This window comes from Oceanobacillus sp. AG, assembly GCF_009746545.1.
Taxonomy (GTDB): domain Bacteria; phylum Bacillota; class Bacilli; order Bacillales; family Amphibacillaceae; genus Oceanobacillus; species Oceanobacillus indicireducens.
Window position 1 is genome coordinate 1 of the sequence record NZ_WOWT01000040.1, and the last position, 20,298, is coordinate 20,298.

Sequence of the window (20,298 nt, forward strand, 5' to 3'; positions counted from 1 at the left end):
TTCTCTCCAATTTCTCTTAAAGACAAACCTTGCTCCCTGTATGCAGCTATTTGTCCTCTTTCAATTTCAGTTAAATGTGTATAGCTTCGTTTTTTCGTGTTAGAATGAGAGTGAGTCATCGTGATTTCCTCCGTATGTTTATGGTTTTGGTCAACTTTAACTATACGTGGTTTCACGATGGCTTTCTATTTATTTAGCTGTTGCATTTCATTTTACAATGAAGCCTAAAAAAATCGTTCTGTGGGAGTATTTGTTAAGATTAATTTACTTTCGTTTTTTTAATTAAGAAAGTTGAGTATAATAGGTTTATACTTTAAGTCACAGTAAAGGAGAGATATTAGAACATGGCAAAATTAGATGAAACATTAACGATGTTGAAAGATTTGACCGACGCGAATGGTATCCCGGGAAATGAGAGAGAAGCGAGAGAAGTATTTGAAAAGTATATTACGCCCTACGCAGATGAAATGATAACAGATGACTTAGGCAGCTCCATTGCAAAAAAGATTGGAGACGAAAATGGACCAAAAATTATGGTAGCTGGTCATTTAGATGAAATAGGCTTCATGGTTACGCGTATTGATGATAAAGGGTTCATTTACTTCCAAACGGTTGGTGGTTGGTGGAACCAAGTCATGCTTGCCCAGCGTGTGACGATTATGGGTTCAAAAGGAAATGTCACCGGTGTTATCGGTTCAAAACCACCGCACGTGCTCTCAGCAGAAGCGCGTAAGAAGCCATATGAGATAAAGGATATGTTTATCGACATCGGGGCATCGAGTAAGAAGGAAGCAGAAGAATTTGGTGTTCTGCCGGGTCAATCGATTGTTCCTTATTTTGAATTTACACAATTAAAAAATGAGAAAATGCTGATGGCGAAAGCTTGGGATAACCGAATTGGTTTGGCTATTGCTATCGAGGTATTAAAACAACTTCAAGACGTGGATCATCCAAATATCGTCTACGGTGTCGGAACGATTCAGGAAGAAGTTGGGCTTCGTGGGGCGAAAACAGCAGCACATAAGATTGAACCAGATATCGGCTTTGGAGTTGATGTGGGGATTGCTGGTGACACACCAGGCATCTCTGATAAGGAAGCGGATAGTAAGTTGGGGGATGGGCCACAAATTGTTATCTATGACGCTTCGATGGTCTCCCACAAAGGCTTACGGGATTTAGTTGTGAAAACAGCGGATAAACAAGGGATTCCTTACCAGTATACGTCAATTGCCGGCGGTGGAACAGATTCCGGCTCCATTCATTTAACTGCAAATGGAGTACCTTCTTTATCTATAACAGTTGCAACTCGTTATATTCATTCTCACGCAGCAATTTTACATCGTGACGACTTTGAAAATGCGGTTAAATTAATTGTAGAAGTTATTAAACAACTTGATAAGGATAAGGTGAAAGAACTTATACTCGCATAACAATAGAAAAAACAAGGTGTGCATCGACACCTTGTTTTTTTATCAGGCTAAATAATTGTTCATCACTTTTGTTACATAATTTCTTGTTTCATTGAATGGCGGAATGCCACCGTGTTTATCGACATTTCCTGGACCAGCATTATACGCTGCAAGAGCAAGCTCCATATTTTGATTATAACGGTCCAGCATCTGTCTTAAATATTTTGTCCCGCCTAAAATATTTTCCCGTGGGTCATAGGAATTAGCAACACCTAAACCTCTTGCAGTACCCGGCATTAATTGCATAAGACCCTTAGCACCGGCACCACTTGTTGCACGAGGATTAAAGCCGGACTCCGCTTGGATCACACTTCGGATCAGCCGCTTATCAATATTGTATTTCTCGCTCGCTTCAACGATATAATGATCAAAAGCAGTTGCCTTCAAAGGGGACGAACGGTTAGCCTGATGACTCGGTTGGCTCAAATTATCCGGCCGTTGAAAAGGTACCGATCCAAGAGAGGATAGAGCAGGTGGTGTGAGCGCCCTTGCTTGGTCGATTTTACTCTGTAGTAATTGATTGAAAGTAAGTTCTGCAAAAGATGAACTGGAGTGTGCACTGCCTGAGCTCATTGTTTGCATAGCTTGTAGCTGCATAAGCTGGTTTAAGTCTCTGATTTCCAATATAATCCCTACTTTCTCTACTACAATCTTACTAGGATTTCGCACATATTTCAATCGTTAAAAGGGACATAAGGCGTTTATTTTACGCCGTCATGTCCCAATTTGTTCATTATTTTCCCAAATCTTCTTTTGTCGGTCCCATGACTCCGGGAACTTTAAGTCCCGCTTGGCGAAGGAGTACTGTCATTTGACCGCGATGGTGAGTCTGGTGATCGATTAATGTACGAAGAATCGCTCCCCGGGCTGTTGGCCTGCCATGCTGATCCACTTCCTCGGTTAAACTTTCATCAGAGAATGCAAGCGATACTTTTTCAGCAATTTCACTACTCACTGCTTCGTATCCTTCTGCGATTTCTTTAGCTGTGCTAGGAAGTTTTTCCGAATCTCCCACATTGTTCAGTTCCAGTCCTAACAGACCTGCAAAATAAGCGGGAGCGGTTGCCAAATGCCAGCCTAACCATCTTAACGTGTTATGCCCTTTTACAATTGCTTGATCCAATGTTTCATCTGTTACTGCTTCGAGAACTCGCAACGTTCCTGCGCTTGCACTTTGCCAATCTTGAAGAAAATCTTCTACTTTCCGATACATTGAATAACCCCTTTCACTTTTGGTTATCCATAGTTTATCAAGAATATCGTGAAAGTAGTAGGGAAAAGTATCCTTAGGAGCCTGCGGTAGCTTGCTTTACACCAGATTCTAGTGATTCTACCATGTCTTGCTTCATTGTTTGGTCAGCTTGCTGCCAGATTAACTCAAATAATACACCAAGTCCTGGCAACATTTTTTCTTCTCCATTTTGTATCGCATCTACAATCGTTGCTTCCAGTTGGGATTGATCATTTGTCGATATATTACTGAGAATTGCTTTGCGTAAATTTAAATCCATTTTGTTTACCTCCTTAGTTCTTTGATTCATGAAATTAGTTTGACCAAATGGTTCCTAAATATGTATGATAAGAAAAAAGAACAGGATAAGGATGAAGACGTTGATTACATCATTGACAAACGGAAAAGTTAAGGCTTGGAGAAAGCTTCACAAACGAAAAGGGCGCAAAGAACAGCAAATGTTTCTCGTTGAAGGGTCACATCTTGTGGAAGAAGCCTGGAAAAGCGGACAGGAAATAGTAGAAATCATCGTGGAGGAGAGTGTTCCGCTTCCTTCTTGGAGTAATGACCTTCCTGTAGAGCGTGTTTCTAAACAAGTATTTGAACATATCTCTCAGACGACAACACCCCAAGGAATAGCGGCTGTTATTATGATGCAGCCGCATAGAAGTGTCACGGGTAATCAGCTTGTGATGCTTGATGCGATACAGGATCCTGGAAATTTAGGGACAATTATTCGTACGGCAGACGCTGCTGGTATGGATGCTGTCATTCTGGGTAAAGGTACAGTTGATTTATACAATGATAAAGTCATCCGTTCAACCCAAGGGTCACTCTTTCATATCCCAGTTTTTGAAGCTGATTTGACAGAAGAAATACCTTCATTGAAAGGGAGAGGGTATGAGATATGGGCAACTGCACTGGAAGATGCGAGTTATTATCAGGAAATGAAGACGCCGGATAAAATTGGACTAGTACTTGGAAATGAAGGCGCGGGCGTTCAGCAAGAATTGCTTAAGCAGGCGGATGAACGGGTGAAAATCCCAATCTACGGAAAAGCAGAATCATTGAACGTGAGCATTGCTGCAGGCATCCTCATGTATCGCCTGAAAGAATAGGCTTGCAAGCTGCAAGAAAATTATCTATAATGGATGAAGTGAAGCGTTAATTGATTGTATAAATAAATGTATGAATAGAAAATGTGTTGAAAGAGCTAGGTTATATCCATGACGGTAATGCAGGGAGGAAATGTCTGAGACTGAAAACATTTCTATTACTGGGATAGGACCATTTCACTCTGGAGCAGGCACTTGGACCTTGTTTCGTACAAGTAAAGGTGCGCCCGGATTTTATAATCCGTTATCAAAATGTGAGTTGGACAATATATATGTTGTCAACAAGGGTGGTACCGCGAAATAATAGCCTCGTCCCTTTATTGGGATGGGGCTTTTTTTAATTGTTTAAAAGTATTCTAAGGAGGGTTCACACATGAAGGAGCAGTTGGAGACAATACAGCAAGAAGCACTTGCTAAAATTGAAGATGCTGAAGGAATGACAAGCCTTCAAGATATTCGAGTCGCTTATTTAGGGAAGAAGGGTTCGATTACGAAGGTCTTAAAAGGAATGGGACAGCTTTCCCCAGAAGAGCGTCCAGTTATTGGAGAAATGGCTAATAAAGTACGTAATATCATCACCGAAGCAATTGAAGAGAAGGCCGCTAAACTAGAAGGGGCCGCTTTGAATGAACAGTTAGAATCGGAAACGATTGATGTGACACTACCGGGTCGTAAGGTCAACGTTGGAGGACCGCATCTCTTAACAAGTATTGTGGAGGAAATCGAGGATTTATTCATCGGTATGGGCTATGAGATCAAGGAAGGCCCAGAGGTAGAAACAGATTATTATAACTTCGAAGCACTTAATTTACCGAAAGATCACCCGGCCCGCGATATGCAGGATTCATTCTATATTACGAACGAGTTATTGTTACGTACACATACTTCTCCTGTTCAAGCACGAACAATGGAAAGTTATAAAGGCGAACGGCCATTTAAAATGATTTGTCCGGGGAAAGTATATCGTCGAGATAGCGATGATGCAACACACTCCCATCAATTTACACAAATTGAAGGTCTACTCGTCGATAAAAACGTCCGGATGAGTGATTTAAAAGGAACATTAGATAAATTTGCTAAACAGATGTTTGGAAAAGACCGCGAAATTCGTCTCCGTCCAAGCTACTTCCCATTTACAGAGCCATCTGTGGAAATGGATATTTCCTGTAAAGTCTGTAACGGTGATGGGTGTAGTGTATGTAAAGGAACAGGCTGGATTGAAATATTAGGTGGTGGAATGGTCCATCCGAAAGTTTTGGAAATGGGCGGATATGATCCGAGCGTATACAGCGGTTTTGCTTTTGGAATGGGTCCAGAGCGAATTGCTATGTTGAAATATGGTGTAAGTGATATTCGTAGCTTCTATATGAACGATATCCGATTCTTAAAACAGTATCATCACGCATAGGGAGGAAAAAATAAGTGTACGTATCCTATAACTGGTTAAATAATTATGTTGATTTAGGAGATTTTTCTCCAGAAGAGCTTGCAGAGCGAATTACAAAGTCTGGAATTGAAGTGGAAGGAATTGAGTACGTCGGAGAAAAGGTGAACGATGTTGTTGTCGGACACGTCCTAACTTGTGAGCAGCATCCGAATGCCGACAAATTAAATCTTTGCCAAGTAGATGTTGGAACAGAAACCTTACAAATTATATGCGGCGCCCCGAACGTGGCTGCAGGTCAAAAAGTTGTCGTAGCCAAGCCCGGTGCTGTCTTACCAGGTAATTTTAAAATTAAAAAAGTGAAATTACGTGGCGTGGAATCAAATGGGATGATTTGCTCTTTACAGGAATTGGGAGTGAAAGAAAAGTTCGTTCCCCAAGAATTCGTAGACGGTATTTACGTTTTCCAGGATGAAGTAGAAATCGGTGAGGATGTTACTCCGCTTCTCAACTTAAACGATGCGGTATTTGAACTCGATGTACTTGCCAATCGGGCAGATGCGTTAAGCATGATGGGGGTAGCGTATGAAGTAGCAGCTATTCTTGATGAACAAGTCACATATCCAGATGAAACGATTGAAAGTAATGAAAGTGAGTGTGCGGAAGATTATATAACCGTAGAAGTGGCAGCCCAAGAGTTAAACAAATATTACGGGGCATTTATCATTAAAGATGTTGTGATTAAGCCTTCTCCTTTATGGATACAGAACTATTTACTTGCAGCTGGTATCCGTCCGATTAATAATGTAGTTGATATTACGAACTATGTCTTGCTCGAATACGGCCAACCACTTCATGCGTTTGATTATGATAGATTTGCATCAAACACGGTGTTGGTTAGACGTGCGAATGAAGGGGAAGAAATTGTTACCCTTGATGGTCAGACTCGCAAATTGACGCGTGAGAATCTTGTCATTACCAATGGTTCGGTACCGACTGCGCTTGCTGGAGTAATGGGTGGACTTGATTCGGAGGTAACGGATGAGACGTCGACTATTTTACTAGAAGCAGCCTATTTTGACGGTACGACTGTCAGAAAGACAGTTAAACAAACTGGTTTACGGAGCGACTCAAGTACCCGCTTTGAAAAAGGAGTTGACCCGAAACAGGTAAGAAAAGCCGGCGAAAGAGCTTGCCATCTACTTGAAAAATATGCAGATGGAAAAGTTTTGCAAGGTTTAAGTGAATATGATGGTCTTGATTATTCGGAGAAAACAGTTGTCATTGAAACGGATCGTGTGAATGAAAGACTTGGTTCCTCTATTAAAAATGAGGAGATTGCTGACATCTTGTATAGATTGCAATTCATTTTTGAGCAAGAAGGCACAACATTCACGATTAAAGTACCGACAAGAAGACAGGATATTACAATCTTTGAGGATATGCTTGAGGAGATCGCTCGTATTTATGGCTATGATAACTTGCCGTATACCTTACCTAAAGGGGAAGGGCAAGTAGGTGGCCTGAATCACGTACAGCAATTAAAACGAAATATCAAATCATTACTTGAGGGATTAGGATTAATGGAAAACAGAACCTATTCCTTGACGGATGAACATGATATTGAGAAATTAATCAGCCCGGAGATTATCAAAAAGTCACCAGTTCCAATTGCACTGGCTAGGCCGATGAGTGAGGATCATAAATATCTCCGTCTAAGCATACTCCCAGGGCTTCTTCAATCCCTATCATATAATCAAGCAAGAAACCAGATGAATATTGCTTATTATGAAATTGGGTCAATTTTTGTATCTGAAGAAGAACAAATTACGAAGCAACCGGAAGAAATTCTTCGTGCTGCAGGTGCGATAACGGGGAACTGGGTTGACCATCCATGGCAAGGGGAAGTAAAACCGGTGGACTTCTATGTTGTAAAAGGAATTGTTGAAGGGTTATTTGAACAGTTGAAGTTATCTGTCCAATTTGAACCGGTAAAGCTTGAGGATATGCACCCAGGCCGCACAGCGGTAATTAAACGAAACGGTCAGGTTATCGGTTTCCTCGGGCAGGTTCACCCACTCCTTGCAAAAAGGTTAGATTTAAAGGAAACTTATGTATTTGATATCAATTTAGATGTAGTATTTACAGCGTATGAAAATGAACCGAGCTATACAGAAATTCCAAGATACCCAGCGATTTCACGGGATATTGCCTTTATCCTCGATAAGGAAGTTTTAGCAGGCGACGTTCAAGCAAGAATTGCCGAAATCGGTGCACCATTAGTAAAGTCTGTTGCTGTATTTGATGTGTATGAAGGGGAACATTTAGAGGCTGGTAAGAAGTCAATCGCTTATCATCTCGTTTATCAGGATCCGGAGAAAACATTGAAAGACGAAGAAGTGGAAGCATCTTATCAGGAAATTGTAAAAGCCATATCCGATGAATTTAATGGTTATGTAAGATCTTAAAAAACCAAAAAGCGTTGTAGCCTGGATTATTAGTCCGCTACAACGCTTTTACTTCTTCAATACGTAACGATGAACCTAATGAAACATCCACAGTCGTTGAAGAATATAACCAGACATACTTAAATTTTTTCAAAACGTAACGACAACGACTTATACTTTCATTCAGCGTAAGTGTCTGGTTCGTTCACTAATTATGGCGTTCTAATCGCCGTTCAGTTGCCCGGTGGACGGATGCTTTCCGCGGGCACAGCCGAAGCCTCCTCGGGCTATCGCCCTGCGGGGTCTTCGGACTCGTGCTATTCCCGCAGGAGTCACCGTCCACCGGGCAACTGAACTGGTAGAGAGGATTATTATTAATGGAAAATATCCCACCATGATAGGTGCCCTCTTACTAAAATGAAAAGTAGTGCTCTAAACTTGGCCTTTTCTCGGAGCAGTCCAGACACCTCGAGACTCCTGCAGGAGGAAAGGCATAGGTGAGACCCCGCAGTACGCAAAGCGTACGAGGAGGCTCACCAGCCGCCTGCGGAAAGCGAGAGGTGTCTGGACTGCGGACCTCCGGGAGAAGGTTGCATTTACGCTGAATGAAGGTATTAGTTGGAAAGCGGAGGAAGCTATGAGGATTATGTAGAGCGAAATGTCAGTTTTTTGGATTGCACTAAGGGAGGGCTGATTGTCCCAAACTCCAAAAGCAGGGGTAATTATAATACTTCTTTTTAGAAACAAAAAATGATATGATAAATGGTAGTGATTTTGGCGGGGGGATCAACATGACAGAACATGAAAAGAACAGGATTACAGTGGAAATCAATAATAGAACATATACAATCATGGGTAATGAACCAGCAAGTCATGTGAAGTTGGTTGCGAGTCTTGTTGATCAGAAAATGAATGAAATTAAAGACCATAATCCGCATTTAGATACAACAAGGCTGGCCGTACTCACAGCTGTAAATACGATGAACGATTATGTGAAATTGAAAGAAGACTACGCAAAATTAGTCGGATCAATTGCGAGGAAAGAGGAAAAATAAGATATGTTTGATTTAATCTTAATTATATTACTTCTATTCGGTCTGTTTATCGGCCTGAATAGAGGGTTTATTTTACAGCTATTTCATTTAATAGGCTTTATAACAGCTTTTATTATCGCGGCAAGGTACTATGATGACTTAGCCATTCGGTTGGAACTTTGGATTCCATACAAGGAACTAAGCGCAAATATCTGGCCTGAATTCCTACAAGGGCTACCGATTGAAACGGCATTTTATAATATCATTTCATTTGCAGTTTTATTTTTTGCGGTAAAAATAATCTTGCAGATTGTTGCAAATATGCTTGATTTTGTTGCGGCAATCCCGCTTATTAAGCCGGTGAATAAGATTCTTGGTGCAGTTTTAGGTTTTTTGGAAATTTATTTAATTGTGTTTGTCCTTCTATATGTACTTGCCTTAACACCAATTGAGACTGTACAATCATATATTAATAATTCATCGTTGGCTTTACTCATACTGGAGCAGACTCCATATTTCTCCAATAAAGTGTTTGACTTAGTAAAAGTGTATTTATAAGAGCGGTTCGTCGTATTAGTATTGCTACTGGATTACATGTACAATAGTAGTAAACGATACGGAATCGGTCTTTTTTTATTGAAATAACAATAAAGCAGGTGAATGGATTGCTCGTAAATAAGAAAGATGTTATTCGTTTATTAGAACAAATTGCTATTTACTTAGAATTAAAGGGTGAAAATCCGTTTAAAATATCAGCCTATCGCAAGGCTGCCCAAGGATTGGAAACAGATGAACGATCACTTGACGAAATTGAAGATATGACGAAAATAAAAGGAATTGGAAAAGGGACAGGCGCAGTCATTACCGAATTCATGAAGGAAGGAAAATCGACAGAGCTTGAGAAATTGCAGGAAGAGGTTCCGTCTGGATTAATTCCCCTTCTCCAGCTGCCAGGACTTGGTGGCAAGAAACTTTCTAGATTATATAAAGAGTTAAATATTGTCGATGCGGATAGTTTGCGAACTGCATGTGAAAATGGGGAGGTCGAAAAGTTATCTGGTTTCGGGCCTAAAACAGTGAAGAATCTACTGACAGCGCTGGACGAAGTTGGAAAACGCCCGGAACGTCTTTCGATTGCAGTAATGCTGCAAATCGCTGGGAAAATAGAAAACTATTTGAATGCTATAGATTCGATTACCCGCTACTCGATTGCAGGTAGCTTAAGACGAATGCGTGAAACAATTAGGGATATCGACTTTATTATTTCAACAGATGAACCGGAGAAGGTACGTGAAGCACTACTGTTACTCCCTACAGTAAAAGAAGTGATTGCTGAGGGGGATACAAAGGTGTCTGTTACACTGGAAGAAGAATATGATATCAATGTCGATTTCCGTCTTGTGAAGGACGAGGAATTTACAACAACACTTCATCACTTCACAGGTTCGAAGGAACATAATGTAGCGATGCGCCAATTGGCGAAATCCCGTGGAGAGAAAATTAGTGAATATGGAGTTGAAGTAGAAGCAACGAACGAAATACTCACATTCCCTGATGAAAAGGCATTTTATGAACATTTTGGTCTTCCTTATATCCCGCCTGAAATACGAGAGGGAACGACAGAACTTGAACAGTTTCAAGAGACCCGGGAATTGATTGAACTAGAAGATATCCGCGGAGATTTACATATGCATACGACGTGGAGCGATGGGGCACAAAACTTGGAAGAAATGGTTCTAAAGGCTATGGAGAAGAGATACGAATATATTGCCATCACTGATCATTCTAAATTCCTTCGGGTGGCGAATGGATTGAACGAAGAACGTCTTCGGAAGCAATGGGAGGAAATTCAGCTATTAAATGAAAAATATCCTGATATTCATATTTTCACCGGAGTTGAGATGGATATTTTACCAGATGGAACGCTTGATTTTGAAGACTCCTTTTTAAAAGAACTAGATTTCGTGATCGCGTCCATTCACTCAAGCTTTAACCAAAGTGCAGAAAAAATTATGGAGCGATTATATCAAGCACTTGAAAACCCTTATGTAGATATGATTGCTCATCCGACCGGAAGATTACTAGGACGCCGGGACGGCTACCGGGTCGATATGGAAAAGTTGATTGAAAAAGCGAAAGAAACAAATACAGCGCTTGAAATCAACGCCAATCCGAATCGACTCGATCTTTCAGCAACACATGCAAAAATGGCTCAAGAAGCTGGAGTAAAGCTGATTATTAATACCGATGCCCATAGCTATGAAACACTCGCATTTATGGAGTTTGGAGTTCGCACTGCCAAACGGGGCTGGATTCAAAAAAGTACGGTATTGAACAGCTTACCTCTAGCAGAGCTTAAAGCTTTTTTAGATCGAAATAAATAGAGGTGAAGTAAATGAACGAACGTGTACTTCATGTACTCGAGTTTGATAAAATAGTCGAACAATTAAAGGAGCAAGCAGAAACATCACTTGGCAAGGAAAAGGCTGCACATATTTTCCCTGAAACAGACCTAGATAAGGTGAATCGGCTTCAGGAAGAAACGGATGAAGCGGCTCAAATATTGCGCCGCAATAAGGTGATTCCCTTTGGAGGGATCCGTAATATCCGGGAGAGCCTGAAACGCAGCGTAATCGGGGGTGTCTTATCTGCCTCGGAATGCCTTGATATAGCGAATACAATGTATGGTGGAAGACGGGTGAAGAATTTCCTCGAAGATTTGGAAGAGGAGATTCCAATCTTGAAACAATTTGCGGAAGATATTGCTCCGATGCGTGAGATGGAGCAGGAAATCCGCCGTGCCATCGATGAAAATGGAGACGTCCTTGACAATGCATCAAATAAATTAAGAAGTATTCGTTCCCAGATAAGAACGTTTGAGGCAAGTGTCCGAGAAAAATTAGAAGGGTATACGAGATCTCATGCGAAGATGCTTTCAGACGCTATTGTTACAATTCGTAATGACCGGTATGTATTGCCTGTGAAGCAGGAATACCGGGCACAAATCGGCGGAATCGTCCATGACCAATCCTCTTCCGGCCAGACCCTTTTTATGGAACCTCGGGCAGTGGTCGATTTAAATAATAAATTGCAGCAAGCAATCCTAAATGAAAGACAAGAAATTGAACGAATTTTAACAGAGCTTTCGAATCAAATTGCTGGAGTAGAACCAACGATTTCCATCAATTTAGAATTACTGGCTACGATCGACTTCATTGCAGCAAGGGCAAAGCTTGCAAGCAAAATGAAAGCAAGTAAGCCGCGGATGAATGATAAAGGGATTATTAAGATGAAACAAGCCCGCCATCCGCTCATCCCAGATGATGAAGTTGTCGCTAATGATATTGCAATCGGTGAAGAATATACGGCAATTGTTATTACAGGACCGAACACAGGGGGAAAGACTGTTACATTAAAAATGGTCGGCCTCTGTACATTAATGGCCCAATCTGGCTTGCAAGTCCCAGCCTTTGATGATTGTGAGCTTGCTGTTTTTCAAGCTGTATTTGCCGATATTGGTGATGAGCAATCGATTGAACAGAATCTAAGTACATTTTCTTCCCATATGAAAAATATCGTTTCGATTATGGAAGAAGTGGATGATGCGTCTCTTGTCCTCTTTGATGAACTAGGTTCAGGTACAGATCCGAGTGAAGGGGCTGCACTTGCTATGGCCTTGCTTGATGAAGTGATCGCTCGCCGTGCGCGAGTCATTGCTACAACACATTATCCGGAATTGAAAGCTTATGGCTATAATCGTGATCATGTCATTAATGCGTCGGTTGAGTTTGATGTCGAATCATTAAAGCCGACATACCGTCTCTTGATTGGTGTTCCGGGTAGAAGTAATGCATTTGAAATATCAAGACGTCTCGGATTACAAGCAGAACTTATTGATAAGGCAAAAAGCTTAGTCGGCATCGATTCAAAAAGTGTTGAAAATATGATCGCATCACTTGAAAAGTCGCAAATCGCTGCGGAAAAGCAATATGAGGAAGCTCATGAAATTTTACTTGAAAGTGAGAAAATGCGTACCGAATTAGAGAAAGAGTGGCGCAATTTTGAGCGGAAAAAAGCAGAGCTGTATAGAAAAGCGGAAGAGAAGGCAGAAAGAGCATTAAAACAAGCGCGGGAAGAAGCAGAAATCATTGTCGAAGAAATCCGTAATATGAAAACGAATGCTGGCCTGAAAGAACATGAGTGGATTGAAGCGAGGAAGATGCTGGAAGAGGCTCAACCACAATTAATTAGCAAATCTAATCCAACGAAACAGGAAGTGTCGAAAGAGAACAAACCATTAAAACCTGGTGATGATATTAAGTTGCTTACAGTCAATCAGCAAGGTGTCGTACTGGAGCAATTAAATGATCAAGAATATATGGTTCAAGTTGGTATTATGAAAGTAAAAGCAAAACGGAAAGACCTACAATATGTTGGAAGACAAAAGCAAGAACCCGAACGAACCGTAGCAACAGTTAGAGGTTCCAATGCTCACGTGAGAACCGAACTTGACCTGCGGGGCGAGCGTTTTGAGGATGCCCTTCACCGGCTGGAGAAATATATTGATGATGCCCTACTTGTGGGTTACTCAAAAGTAACGATTATCCATGGGAAAGGAACCGGAGCACTGCGTTCAGCTGTACAGGATTTTGCTAAACAACATCCAGCCATATCATCTGCCAGGTTCGGCGGCAGTGGTGAAGGTGGCAGCGGGGTTACCGTTTTAGAACTTAAATAAAAGGTAGGGATGTCCGTATGAATGGTTTTTGGGAAAATATTATCGTAATTACAGCAGCAAGATATAGTGTTGTTGTCTTATGTACGCTTATATTTCTTACTGTGTTTGAGCTGGTAACATCCTATAAAAATTGGGAAGAGATTCGTAAGGGGAATCTTGCAGTAGCAATGGCAACAGGTGGGAAAATCTTTGGCATTGCTACGATTTTCCGTTATTCCATCGAGCATAACGATTCCCTGCTTCAGACGATTGGCTGGGGAACATTCGGTTTTATTTTATTATTAACTGGTTATTTTATCTTTGAATTTCTTTTACCGACAATTAAAGTGGATGAAGAGATTGGAAAAGGAAATGTAGCGGTTGGATTATTATCGATGATCTTTTCCATCGGGATTGCTTTTGTCATTGGCGCAAGTATTGGTTAGAAAGGGGAAGCAGGATGGTTTTTGAACGGTTAGCAAAGATTTTAATTGGTGTTGCGATTGCATTTTTACTTGTTGGCCTATATTATATTTTCAGGTAAAATAAAAAAATATCTTAAATTTGATAAATAAAATTTCTAAAAATAGAAATTAATCGATATAATGATTATAATAGATAAAAAGGAGGAGATGAAATGGAAGCAACAAAAAATTGGTATGCCCACTACCCAGAAGAAATACCGCGAAGCATCCAATATGATGAGAAGCCTTTAGATTCCTATCTTGAGGAAAGTGCTTCTTTCTACCCGGAAAAGAAAGCGCTTTATTTCATGGGAAAAGAATTAACATACCAAGAATTACATTCTCAAGCGAAGCAGTTCGCGAATTATTTACAATCTCTCGGTCTAAAAAAAGAAGATAAGGTTGCAATTATGCTTCCGAACTGTCCGCAGGCTGTAATTAGTTATTATGGTATCCTGATGGCAGGGGGGGTTGTTGTACAGACAAATCCGCTTTATACAGAGAGAGAGCTCGAGTACCAGATAGCCGACTCTGATGCAAAAGTGATAGTTTGTCTAGACATACTCGTGCCAAGGGTAAGCAATGTACAAGAGAAAACAAATTTAGAGCATAAGATTGTAACCGGCATCAAAGATTATTTGCCATTTCCGAAAAACTTGATTTATCCATTTATACAGAAGCGCGAGTACAACATGGTAGTGAAAGTAGAGCAGAGTCCGGATACCCACGTATGGGAAAGTATAATGAAGACCGCTAAAGCCGAATATAAAAAAGTCAAAATCAATCCTAAGGAGGATCTTGCTCTCCTGCAGTATACCGGTGGAACAACGGGCTATCCGAAAGGCGTCATGCTTACCCATTATAACTTAGTTGCTAATTTACAAATGTGTGAAGCTTGGCTTTATAAGGCTGAGCAAGGGAAAGAAGTCGTTCTTGCAGTACTTCCATTCTTTCATGTATATGGCATGACGACAGTAATGAATTTCGGTGTAAAGCAAGCGTCGAAAATCATTCTGATGCCGAAATTTAATCCAGAAGATGTCTTGAAAGTGATTGATAAACAAAAGCCTACCTTATTTCCTGGTGCACCAACGATTTATATCGGCTTGATTAATCACCCTGATATTGAGAAGTATGATTTATCCTCAATTAGAGCGTGCCTAAGTGGTTCTGCACCACTTCCGCTTGAAGTGCAAGAGCAATTTGAAAGACTTACTGGTGGAAGGTTAGTTGAAGGTTATGGGTTGACTGAAACATCCCCAGTAACCCACGCTAACCCCATTTGGGGAAATCGGATAAATGGTAGTATCGGTCTCCCGTGGCCTGATACCGATGTTAAAATTGTTAAGACCGGTACAGATGAAGAAGTAGAAATTGGTGAAGTCGGTGAGTTGGCTGTAAAAGGACCACAAGTGATGGTCGGTTACTGGAAAAATGAAGAAGAAACAGCCAACGCCCTCCGTGACGGTTGGTTTTATACAGGTGATATGGGTTACGAGGATGAAAACGGTTACTTTTATATTGTTGACCGGAAGAAGGATATGATTATAGCTGGCGGTTATAATATTTACCCACGGGAAGTCGAGGAAGTCCTCTATGAACATCCGGCCATCCAAGAATGTGCAGTAGTGGGTGTACCTGATCCGTATCGCGGCGAAACGGTTAAAGCATTCATCGTTCTTAAAGAAGGGAAGCAAGCGACAGAAGAAGACCTGAATAGGTTCTGTCGTGATAATCTTGCAGCCTACAAAGTCCCTCGTAGGTACGAATTCCGTAAAGAACTCCCAAAAACCATAGTTGGTAAAATTCTCAGAAGGCAACTAGTTGATGAAGAGGTCAAACAGCAAGACGAACAAATCGAACCAGTATAATTCAAGAAATCTTTGCAAAAACATTGACACTTAACAGGTAAACGAATAAAATGGAATTATGAATGAACAGTCATTCATAATTCCATTTTTTATACAGCAATCACGCCCTAAATCAGCTAGGCACAATTTTGAGAACTTAAAGATTAGCTAACCACTTTCATTCAGCGTAAGTGTTTTGCTCGTTTATTTAATTTAGCGCTCTAATCGCCGTTCAGTTTCCCGGCGGACGGATGCTTTCCGCGGGCTCCGCGCTGAGCCTCCTCGGAAGAAAAGCACTTCCTGCGGGGTCTCATCGTCTCCGCTTTCCCGCAGGAGTCACCGTCCTCCGGGAAACTGAACTGGTAGGGATGATTATTATGAATGGAAATTATCACCCTAAGATTAGCGTTCTATTCCTAAAATGAAAAATAGTGTTCCAAATTTGGCTTTCCCCTCGGAGCAGTCCAGACACCTTGAGACTCCTGCAGGAGGAAAGGCATAGGTGAGACCCCGCCGCAGTACGCAAAGCGTACGAGGAGGCTCACCAGCCGCCTGCGGAAAGAGAGAGGTGTCTGGACTGCGGACCTCCAGGAGAAGGTTACACTTACGCTGAATGAAAGTAATTGTCTTTGATTTTATATGAATGAAAAGCTAGAAACATGTTAAGGAGAAAACAATGAAGAGCAATAAGCCAAAATACCAACAGATTATCGAAGCTGCAGTTAAAGTAATTGCAGAAAATGGTTATCATGCATCACAAGTTTCAAAAATCGCGAAAGAAGCAGGCGTAGCCGATGGAACGATTTACCTATATTTTAAGAATAAAGAAGATGTGCTCGTTTCCGTTTTTGAAGAGAAAATGGGGCAATTTATAGACAAGATTGCCAAGGCAACGAGTGAGCAAGCTAATGCCAATGATAAATTGAAAGTTTTAATAGAAATGCACTTTAGTCAATTGGAAGAAAATCCTGATCTCGCTATCGTCACCCAACTAGAATTAAGACAATCCAATTACTCTTTGCGATTACAAATCAATAATGTGTTAAAGGCCTATTTACGTGTCATTGATGAAGTTATTGAAGAAGGGATGAAAGACAAACAATTCCGTAGCGATATCAATCCAGCACTCATCCGGCAAATGATTTTCGGAACGCTTGACGAAGTAGTGACGAATTGGGTGATGAAGGATAGGAAATTTACTTTAGTCGATCAGGTGGATGAGGTACACAAATTTTTAACAAATGGTTTGAAGGCTTAATAAAACGCCGTTTAACGATAATAACTCGAATAAAAAAATAGGATGATACATTATTATTCGAGTTATTATTTTCAAAATAATCGTTTATCGATTAAGATAGAGAATATAGAGGGGGGATCATATTGACCACGATTGTAAAAAAAGTGGAAAATCAAGTGGCATACTTAACGATTCAAAGTCCACCAGCTAATGCATTGTCTAGTCAATTAATAAAGGATTTAGATGTGTTCCTTGGGGAAATTGAAGAGGGCGACAATGTGAAAGCGATTGTTATTCACGGGGAGGGCAAATTTTTCTCGGCTGGTGCTGACATTAAAGAATTCACTTCTTTGCAAGCGCATTCAGATTATGAAGAGCTTGCTAAAAATGGGCAGAAAGTGTTTCAAAGGTTGGAAGAATTCCGGGTCCCTGTTATTGCAGCAATCCACGGTGCAGCATTAGGTGGAGGTTTAGAACTTGCGATGGCATGCCATATCCGGATTGTCGGGGAAAATGCAAAGCTCGGTCTACCAGAGCTCAATCTAGGTATTATTCCTGGTTTTGCTGGGACTCAGCGTTTACCGCGCTACGTCGGAACTGCTAAAGCATATGAAATGATATTATCAGGGGAGCCGATTTCCGGCCGTGATGCGGTAACGTTTGGACTTGCTAATCGGGCAGTGTCTGACGAGAGTGTCTTGGAAGAAGCTAGAAAGCTTGGGGAAAAAATAGCTGGAAAAAGTAAGCCAACAATTAACCAGGTTATGAAACTTGTAAATTACACCCGCTCCGATAAATTCATAGCTGGTATGGAAGCTGAAGCAGAGGCCTTCGGAACTGTATTTGGCTCTGAAGATGCAAAAGAAGGCATTCAAGCATTTATTGAAAAGAGAAAACCTAATTTTAAAGATAAATAAAAAGTATAAGAGGAGGAAGCAAGATGGATATTTATGTACTATTAAAAAAGACCTTTGATACAGAAGAAAAAATTAATCTGGATGATGGAAGAATCGATGAGGAGGGTGCAGAATTCATCATTAATCCTTATGATGAGTACGCTGTGGAGGAAGCAATTAAACAGCGGGATGAGCACGGAGGGGAAGTAACCGTGATTACAATCGGGGATGAAGACTCTGAAAAACAATTACGAACTGCCCTCGCAATGGGAGCAGATAAAGCCGTCCTCATCAATACAGAAGATGATTTGGATGAGGGAGACCAATATACAACAGCCAAAATTTTGGAAGCGTTTTTTGAAGATAAAGAAGTGGACTTAATATTAGCAGGAAATGTTGCGATTGATGAGGCGAGTGGCCAAGTTGGTCCGCGTCTTGCAGAAGCTTTAGGCATCCCATACGTTACAACAATTACAGATCTATCGATTGACGGGGATAACGTTCGGATTGAAAAGGATGTGGAAGGAGATGTAGAGACGGTTGAAACGACCTTACCTCTCCTCGTTACTTGTCAGCAAGGTTTAAACGAACCACGTTACCCATCTCTTCCAGGAATTATGAAGGCGAAGAAAAAGCCGCTTGAAGAATTAGAACTGGATGATCTTGATGTAGATGAAGACGATATTGAACCGAAAACGAAGACAGTTGAAGTATTCCTACCACCTGAAAAAGAAGCGGGGAGGGTTCTGGAAGGAGAGATCCAGGATCAAGTGAAAGAACTTGTCACATTGCTGAGAAATGAAAAGAAAGTACTTTAAGCGAAAAGGATAGAGAGAGGGGAAGAAGAATGAGTAAATTACTAGTAATTGCAGAAGGTAGAGACGGTGCTTTACGTAACGTATCATTTGAAGCGGTTGCAGCAGCGAAGGCAATCCATGCGGATGCTGAGATCGTCGGCATCGTTTTAGGAAAAGAAAATCTGGAAGAGCAAGCCCAAGAGCTGATTTATTATGGCGCAGATCGCGTTGTTACTATAGCGCATGAAAAATTAGAAAACTATACCTCAGAAGGTTATGGTCAAGCCGTTCTGACGGTAATAAATGATGAATCTCCAGATGGCATCGTAATGGGACATACATCCATTGGGAAGGATTTGACACCGAAGCTCGCTACCAAGTTGGATACTGGATTAGTTTCCGACGTTGTAGCAATTGAAACAAACGGCGACCGAGTCGAGTATGTTCGACCAATTTATTCTGGTAAAGCCTTCGAAAAGAAAATTATTACAGATGGTCTAACTTTTGTAACGATCCGTCCAAATAACATCGCAACTCTTGAACGTGATGAAGCAAGGACCGGTGATATAACAGCAAAAGAAGTGGAAGTAGCTGATATTCGTACCGTTATCAAAGACGTTGTCCGAAAAGCAAGCGAAGGGGTAGACTTGTCCGAAGCAAGCGTCGTTATCGCAGGCGGACGTGGTGTCAAGAGTGCGGAAGGATTTGACATATTATATGAACTTGCGGATGTCCTTGGTGGCGCGGTAGGAGCGTCCCGTGGGGCATGTGACGCGGAATACTGTGATTACTCTCTTCAAATCGGGCAAACCGGTAAAGTCGTTACTCCGGACCTTTATATTGCAGTTGGTATATCCGGAGCAATCCAACATTTGGCGGGGATGTCAAACTCGAAAGTCATCGTAGCGATTAATAAAGATCCAGAAGCAAACATATTTAATATCGCCGACTACGGAATTGTAGGAGACTTATTTGAAGTGATACCATTACTTATTGAAGAAATTAAAACGGTTAAAGTATAATGTGAAAATTAGCCGGGACATGTTTCTTGTCCCGGTTCTTTCTTTCTTTCAATTTTTTTAAAAACGAATAAGCAAAAAGCTAGGAAGTAAATAATAAGGGTGTTATACTTCTATTTAAGTAGGTTGAATGATCACGGTGCAATCGTTCCTAAAACATCTGCCTTAAATATAGAGAGGTTAGCCGAATTTATTTAGGCGGGTCATACTGGACGCTACCACCCTGATTAGCTCATCTAGCATTCAGTTGGAGATGGCCAAAAGCTCCACTGAATGAAGTTTCGTTTTTATCAAAAGGAGGAAATGTTAATGGCAATTGAACATGTAACAGATCAAAATTTTGCTGAGGCAACCGCTGAAGGTTTAGTTCTCGTTGATTTTTGGGCACCATGGTGCGGACCTTGTAAAATGATTGCTCCAGTATTAGAGGAAATTGACGGAGAAATGTCCGATGATGTAAAAATTGTTAAATTAGACGTCGATGATAACCAAGAAACTGCAAGTAAATTTGGTGTCATGAGCATCCCAACACTATTACTACTGAAAGATGGGGATGTAGTTGACCAAGCAATTGGCTTCCAGCCGAAAGAAGCACTAACCGAATTAATTAACAAACATCTCTAATTCATGTAAAATTA

At 41.0% G+C, this 20,298-nt stretch carries 18 protein-coding genes; 15 read left to right on the plus strand and 3 right to left on the minus strand.

The window, feature by feature from the left end:
• Window positions 1–344: 344 nt before the first annotated feature.
• A complete protein-coding gene (locus GN217_RS16975) occupies window positions 345–1,430 on the plus strand; it encodes a M42 family metallopeptidase (protein ID WP_156857847.1) in 1,086 nt (361 codons plus the stop codon).
• A gap of 42 nt (window positions 1,431–1,472) precedes the next feature.
• Here GN217_RS16975 and GN217_RS16980 read toward each other — a convergent pair whose 3' ends face one another.
• From GN217_RS16980 to sspI, 3 genes are all read right to left on the minus strand, one after another.
• The gene (locus GN217_RS16980; protein ID WP_370459817.1) at window positions 1,473–2,147 is read right to left on the minus strand and encodes a lytic transglycosylase domain-containing protein; all 675 of its coding nucleotides are present in this window, start codon (window positions 2,145–2,147) and stop codon (window positions 1,473–1,475) included.
• Between the two features lie 55 nt (window positions 2,148–2,202).
• Window positions 2,203–2,682, minus strand: a complete 480-nt coding sequence (locus tag GN217_RS16985; RefSeq protein ID WP_156857848.1) for a DinB family protein — start codon at window positions 2,680–2,682, stop codon at window positions 2,203–2,205.
• Window positions 2,683–2,755: 73 nt separating this feature from the next.
• Entirely contained in the window at window positions 2,756–2,980 is a 225-nt protein-coding gene (gene sspI / locus GN217_RS16990; protein WP_156857849.1) for a small acid-soluble spore protein SspI, read from the minus strand.
• A gap of 112 nt (window positions 2,981–3,092) precedes the next feature.
• On the opposite strand from sspI, the gene GN217_RS16995 reads away from it, so the two are divergent.
• The 14 genes from GN217_RS16995 (at window position 3,093) to trxA (ending at window position 20,284) form a co-directional block, all read left to right on the plus strand.
• Window positions 3,093–3,818, plus strand: a complete 726-nt coding sequence (locus GN217_RS16995; protein WP_370459818.1) for a TrmH family RNA methyltransferase — start codon at window positions 3,093–3,095, stop codon at window positions 3,816–3,818.
• 370 nt (window positions 3,819–4,188) lie between these two features.
• On the plus strand, window positions 4,189–5,223 hold the full coding sequence (gene pheS, locus GN217_RS17000; protein ID WP_156857850.1) for a phenylalanine--tRNA ligase subunit alpha: 1,035 nt from the start codon (window positions 4,189–4,191) through the stop codon (window positions 5,221–5,223).
• Between the two features lie 14 nt (window positions 5,224–5,237).
• Window positions 5,238–7,667 carry a phenylalanine--tRNA ligase subunit beta gene (pheT, locus tag GN217_RS17005; protein WP_156857851.1) on the plus strand — a complete coding sequence of 810 codons (2,430 nt, stop codon included), beginning with the start codon at window positions 5,238–5,240 and terminating at the stop codon, window positions 7,665–7,667.
• A gap of 770 nt (window positions 7,668–8,437) precedes the next feature.
• Window positions 8,438–8,701, plus strand: coding sequence for a cell division protein ZapA (zapA, locus tag GN217_RS17010; protein ID WP_156857852.1), 264 nt, complete (start codon window positions 8,438–8,440; stop codon window positions 8,699–8,701).
• A gap of 3 nt (window positions 8,702–8,704) precedes the next feature.
• On the plus strand, window positions 8,705–9,238 hold the full coding sequence (locus GN217_RS17015) for a CvpA family protein (protein ID WP_156857853.1): 534 nt from the start codon (window positions 8,705–8,707) through the stop codon (window positions 9,236–9,238).
• 107 nt (window positions 9,239–9,345) lie between these two features.
• Window positions 9,346–11,064, plus strand: a complete 1,719-nt coding sequence (gene polX / locus GN217_RS17020; protein ID WP_156857854.1) for a DNA polymerase/3'-5' exonuclease PolX — start codon at window positions 9,346–9,348, stop codon at window positions 11,062–11,064.
• A gap of 11 nt (window positions 11,065–11,075) precedes the next feature.
• Window positions 11,076–13,418 carry an endonuclease MutS2 gene (locus GN217_RS17025; RefSeq protein ID WP_156857855.1) on the plus strand — a complete coding sequence of 781 codons (2,343 nt, stop codon included), beginning with the start codon at window positions 11,076–11,078 and terminating at the stop codon, window positions 13,416–13,418.
• Between the two features lie 17 nt (window positions 13,419–13,435).
• Window positions 13,436–13,843: a DUF350 domain-containing protein gene (locus GN217_RS17030; protein ID WP_156857856.1), complete on the plus strand. Its 408-nt coding sequence runs from the start codon at window positions 13,436–13,438 to the stop codon at window positions 13,841–13,843.
• A 191-nt stretch (window positions 13,844–14,034) separates the two neighbouring features.
• Complete coding sequence (locus tag GN217_RS17035) at window positions 14,035–15,732, plus strand: long-chain-fatty-acid--CoA ligase (protein ID WP_156857857.1); 1,698 nt, start codon at window positions 14,035–14,037, stop codon at window positions 15,730–15,732.
• Window positions 15,733–16,387: 655 nt separating this feature from the next.
• Window positions 16,388–16,969, plus strand: a complete 582-nt coding sequence (locus tag GN217_RS17040) for a fatty acid metabolism transcriptional regulator FadR (protein WP_156857858.1) — start codon at window positions 16,388–16,390, stop codon at window positions 16,967–16,969.
• A 122-nt stretch (window positions 16,970–17,091) separates the two neighbouring features.
• Entirely contained in the window at window positions 17,092–17,865 is a 774-nt protein-coding gene (locus GN217_RS17045) for an enoyl-CoA hydratase (protein ID WP_156857859.1), read from the plus strand.
• 23 nt (window positions 17,866–17,888) lie between these two features.
• Window positions 17,889–18,662, plus strand: a complete 774-nt coding sequence (locus GN217_RS17050) for an electron transfer flavoprotein subunit beta/FixA family protein (RefSeq protein ID WP_156857860.1) — start codon at window positions 17,889–17,891, stop codon at window positions 18,660–18,662.
• Window positions 18,663–18,691: 29 nt separating this feature from the next.
• The gene (locus GN217_RS17055; protein WP_156857861.1) at window positions 18,692–19,663 is read left to right on the plus strand and encodes an electron transfer flavoprotein subunit alpha/FixB family protein; all 972 of its coding nucleotides are present in this window, start codon (window positions 18,692–18,694) and stop codon (window positions 19,661–19,663) included.
• A 306-nt stretch (window positions 19,664–19,969) separates the two neighbouring features.
• Window positions 19,970–20,284, plus strand: coding sequence for a thioredoxin (gene trxA, locus GN217_RS17060; RefSeq protein WP_156857862.1), 315 nt, complete (start codon window positions 19,970–19,972; stop codon window positions 20,282–20,284).
• Window positions 20,285–20,298: the final 14 nt, after the last annotated feature.

Bases quoted from the DNA above. Each gene is read 5' to 3' on its own strand.
- GN217_RS17030 (WP_156857856.1), top strand. From the start codon at position 13,436: ATGAATGGTTTTTGGGAAAATATTATCGTAATTACAGCAGCAAGATAT.
- trxA (WP_156857862.1), top strand. From the start codon at position 19,970: ATGGCAATTGAACATGTAACAGATCAAAATTTTGCTGAGGCAACCGCT.
- GN217_RS16975 (WP_156857847.1), top strand. From the start codon at position 345: ATGGCAAAATTAGATGAAACATTAACGATGTTGAAAGATTTGACCGAC.
- pheS (WP_156857850.1), top strand. From the start codon at position 4,189: ATGAAGGAGCAGTTGGAGACAATACAGCAAGAAGCACTTGCTAAAATT.
- GN217_RS17015 (WP_156857853.1), top strand. From the start codon at position 8,705: ATGTTTGATTTAATCTTAATTATATTACTTCTATTCGGTCTGTTTATC.
- sspI (WP_156857849.1), bottom strand. From the start codon at position 2,980: ATGGATTTAAATTTACGCAAAGCAATTCTCAGTAATATATCGACAAAT.
- GN217_RS17050 (WP_156857860.1), top strand. From the start codon at position 17,889: ATGGATATTTATGTACTATTAAAAAAGACCTTTGATACAGAAGAAAAA.
- GN217_RS17025 (WP_156857855.1), top strand. From the start codon at position 11,076: ATGAACGAACGTGTACTTCATGTACTCGAGTTTGATAAAATAGTCGAA.
- GN217_RS17035 (WP_156857857.1), top strand. From the start codon at position 14,035: ATGGAAGCAACAAAAAATTGGTATGCCCACTACCCAGAAGAAATACCG.
- GN217_RS16985 (WP_156857848.1), bottom strand. From the start codon at position 2,682: ATGTATCGGAAAGTAGAAGATTTTCTTCAAGATTGGCAAAGTGCAAGC.
- GN217_RS17055 (WP_156857861.1), top strand. From the start codon at position 18,692: ATGAGTAAATTACTAGTAATTGCAGAAGGTAGAGACGGTGCTTTACGT.
- GN217_RS17040 (WP_156857858.1), top strand. From the start codon at position 16,388: ATGAAGAGCAATAAGCCAAAATACCAACAGATTATCGAAGCTGCAGTT.
- zapA (WP_156857852.1), top strand. From the start codon at position 8,438: ATGACAGAACATGAAAAGAACAGGATTACAGTGGAAATCAATAATAGA.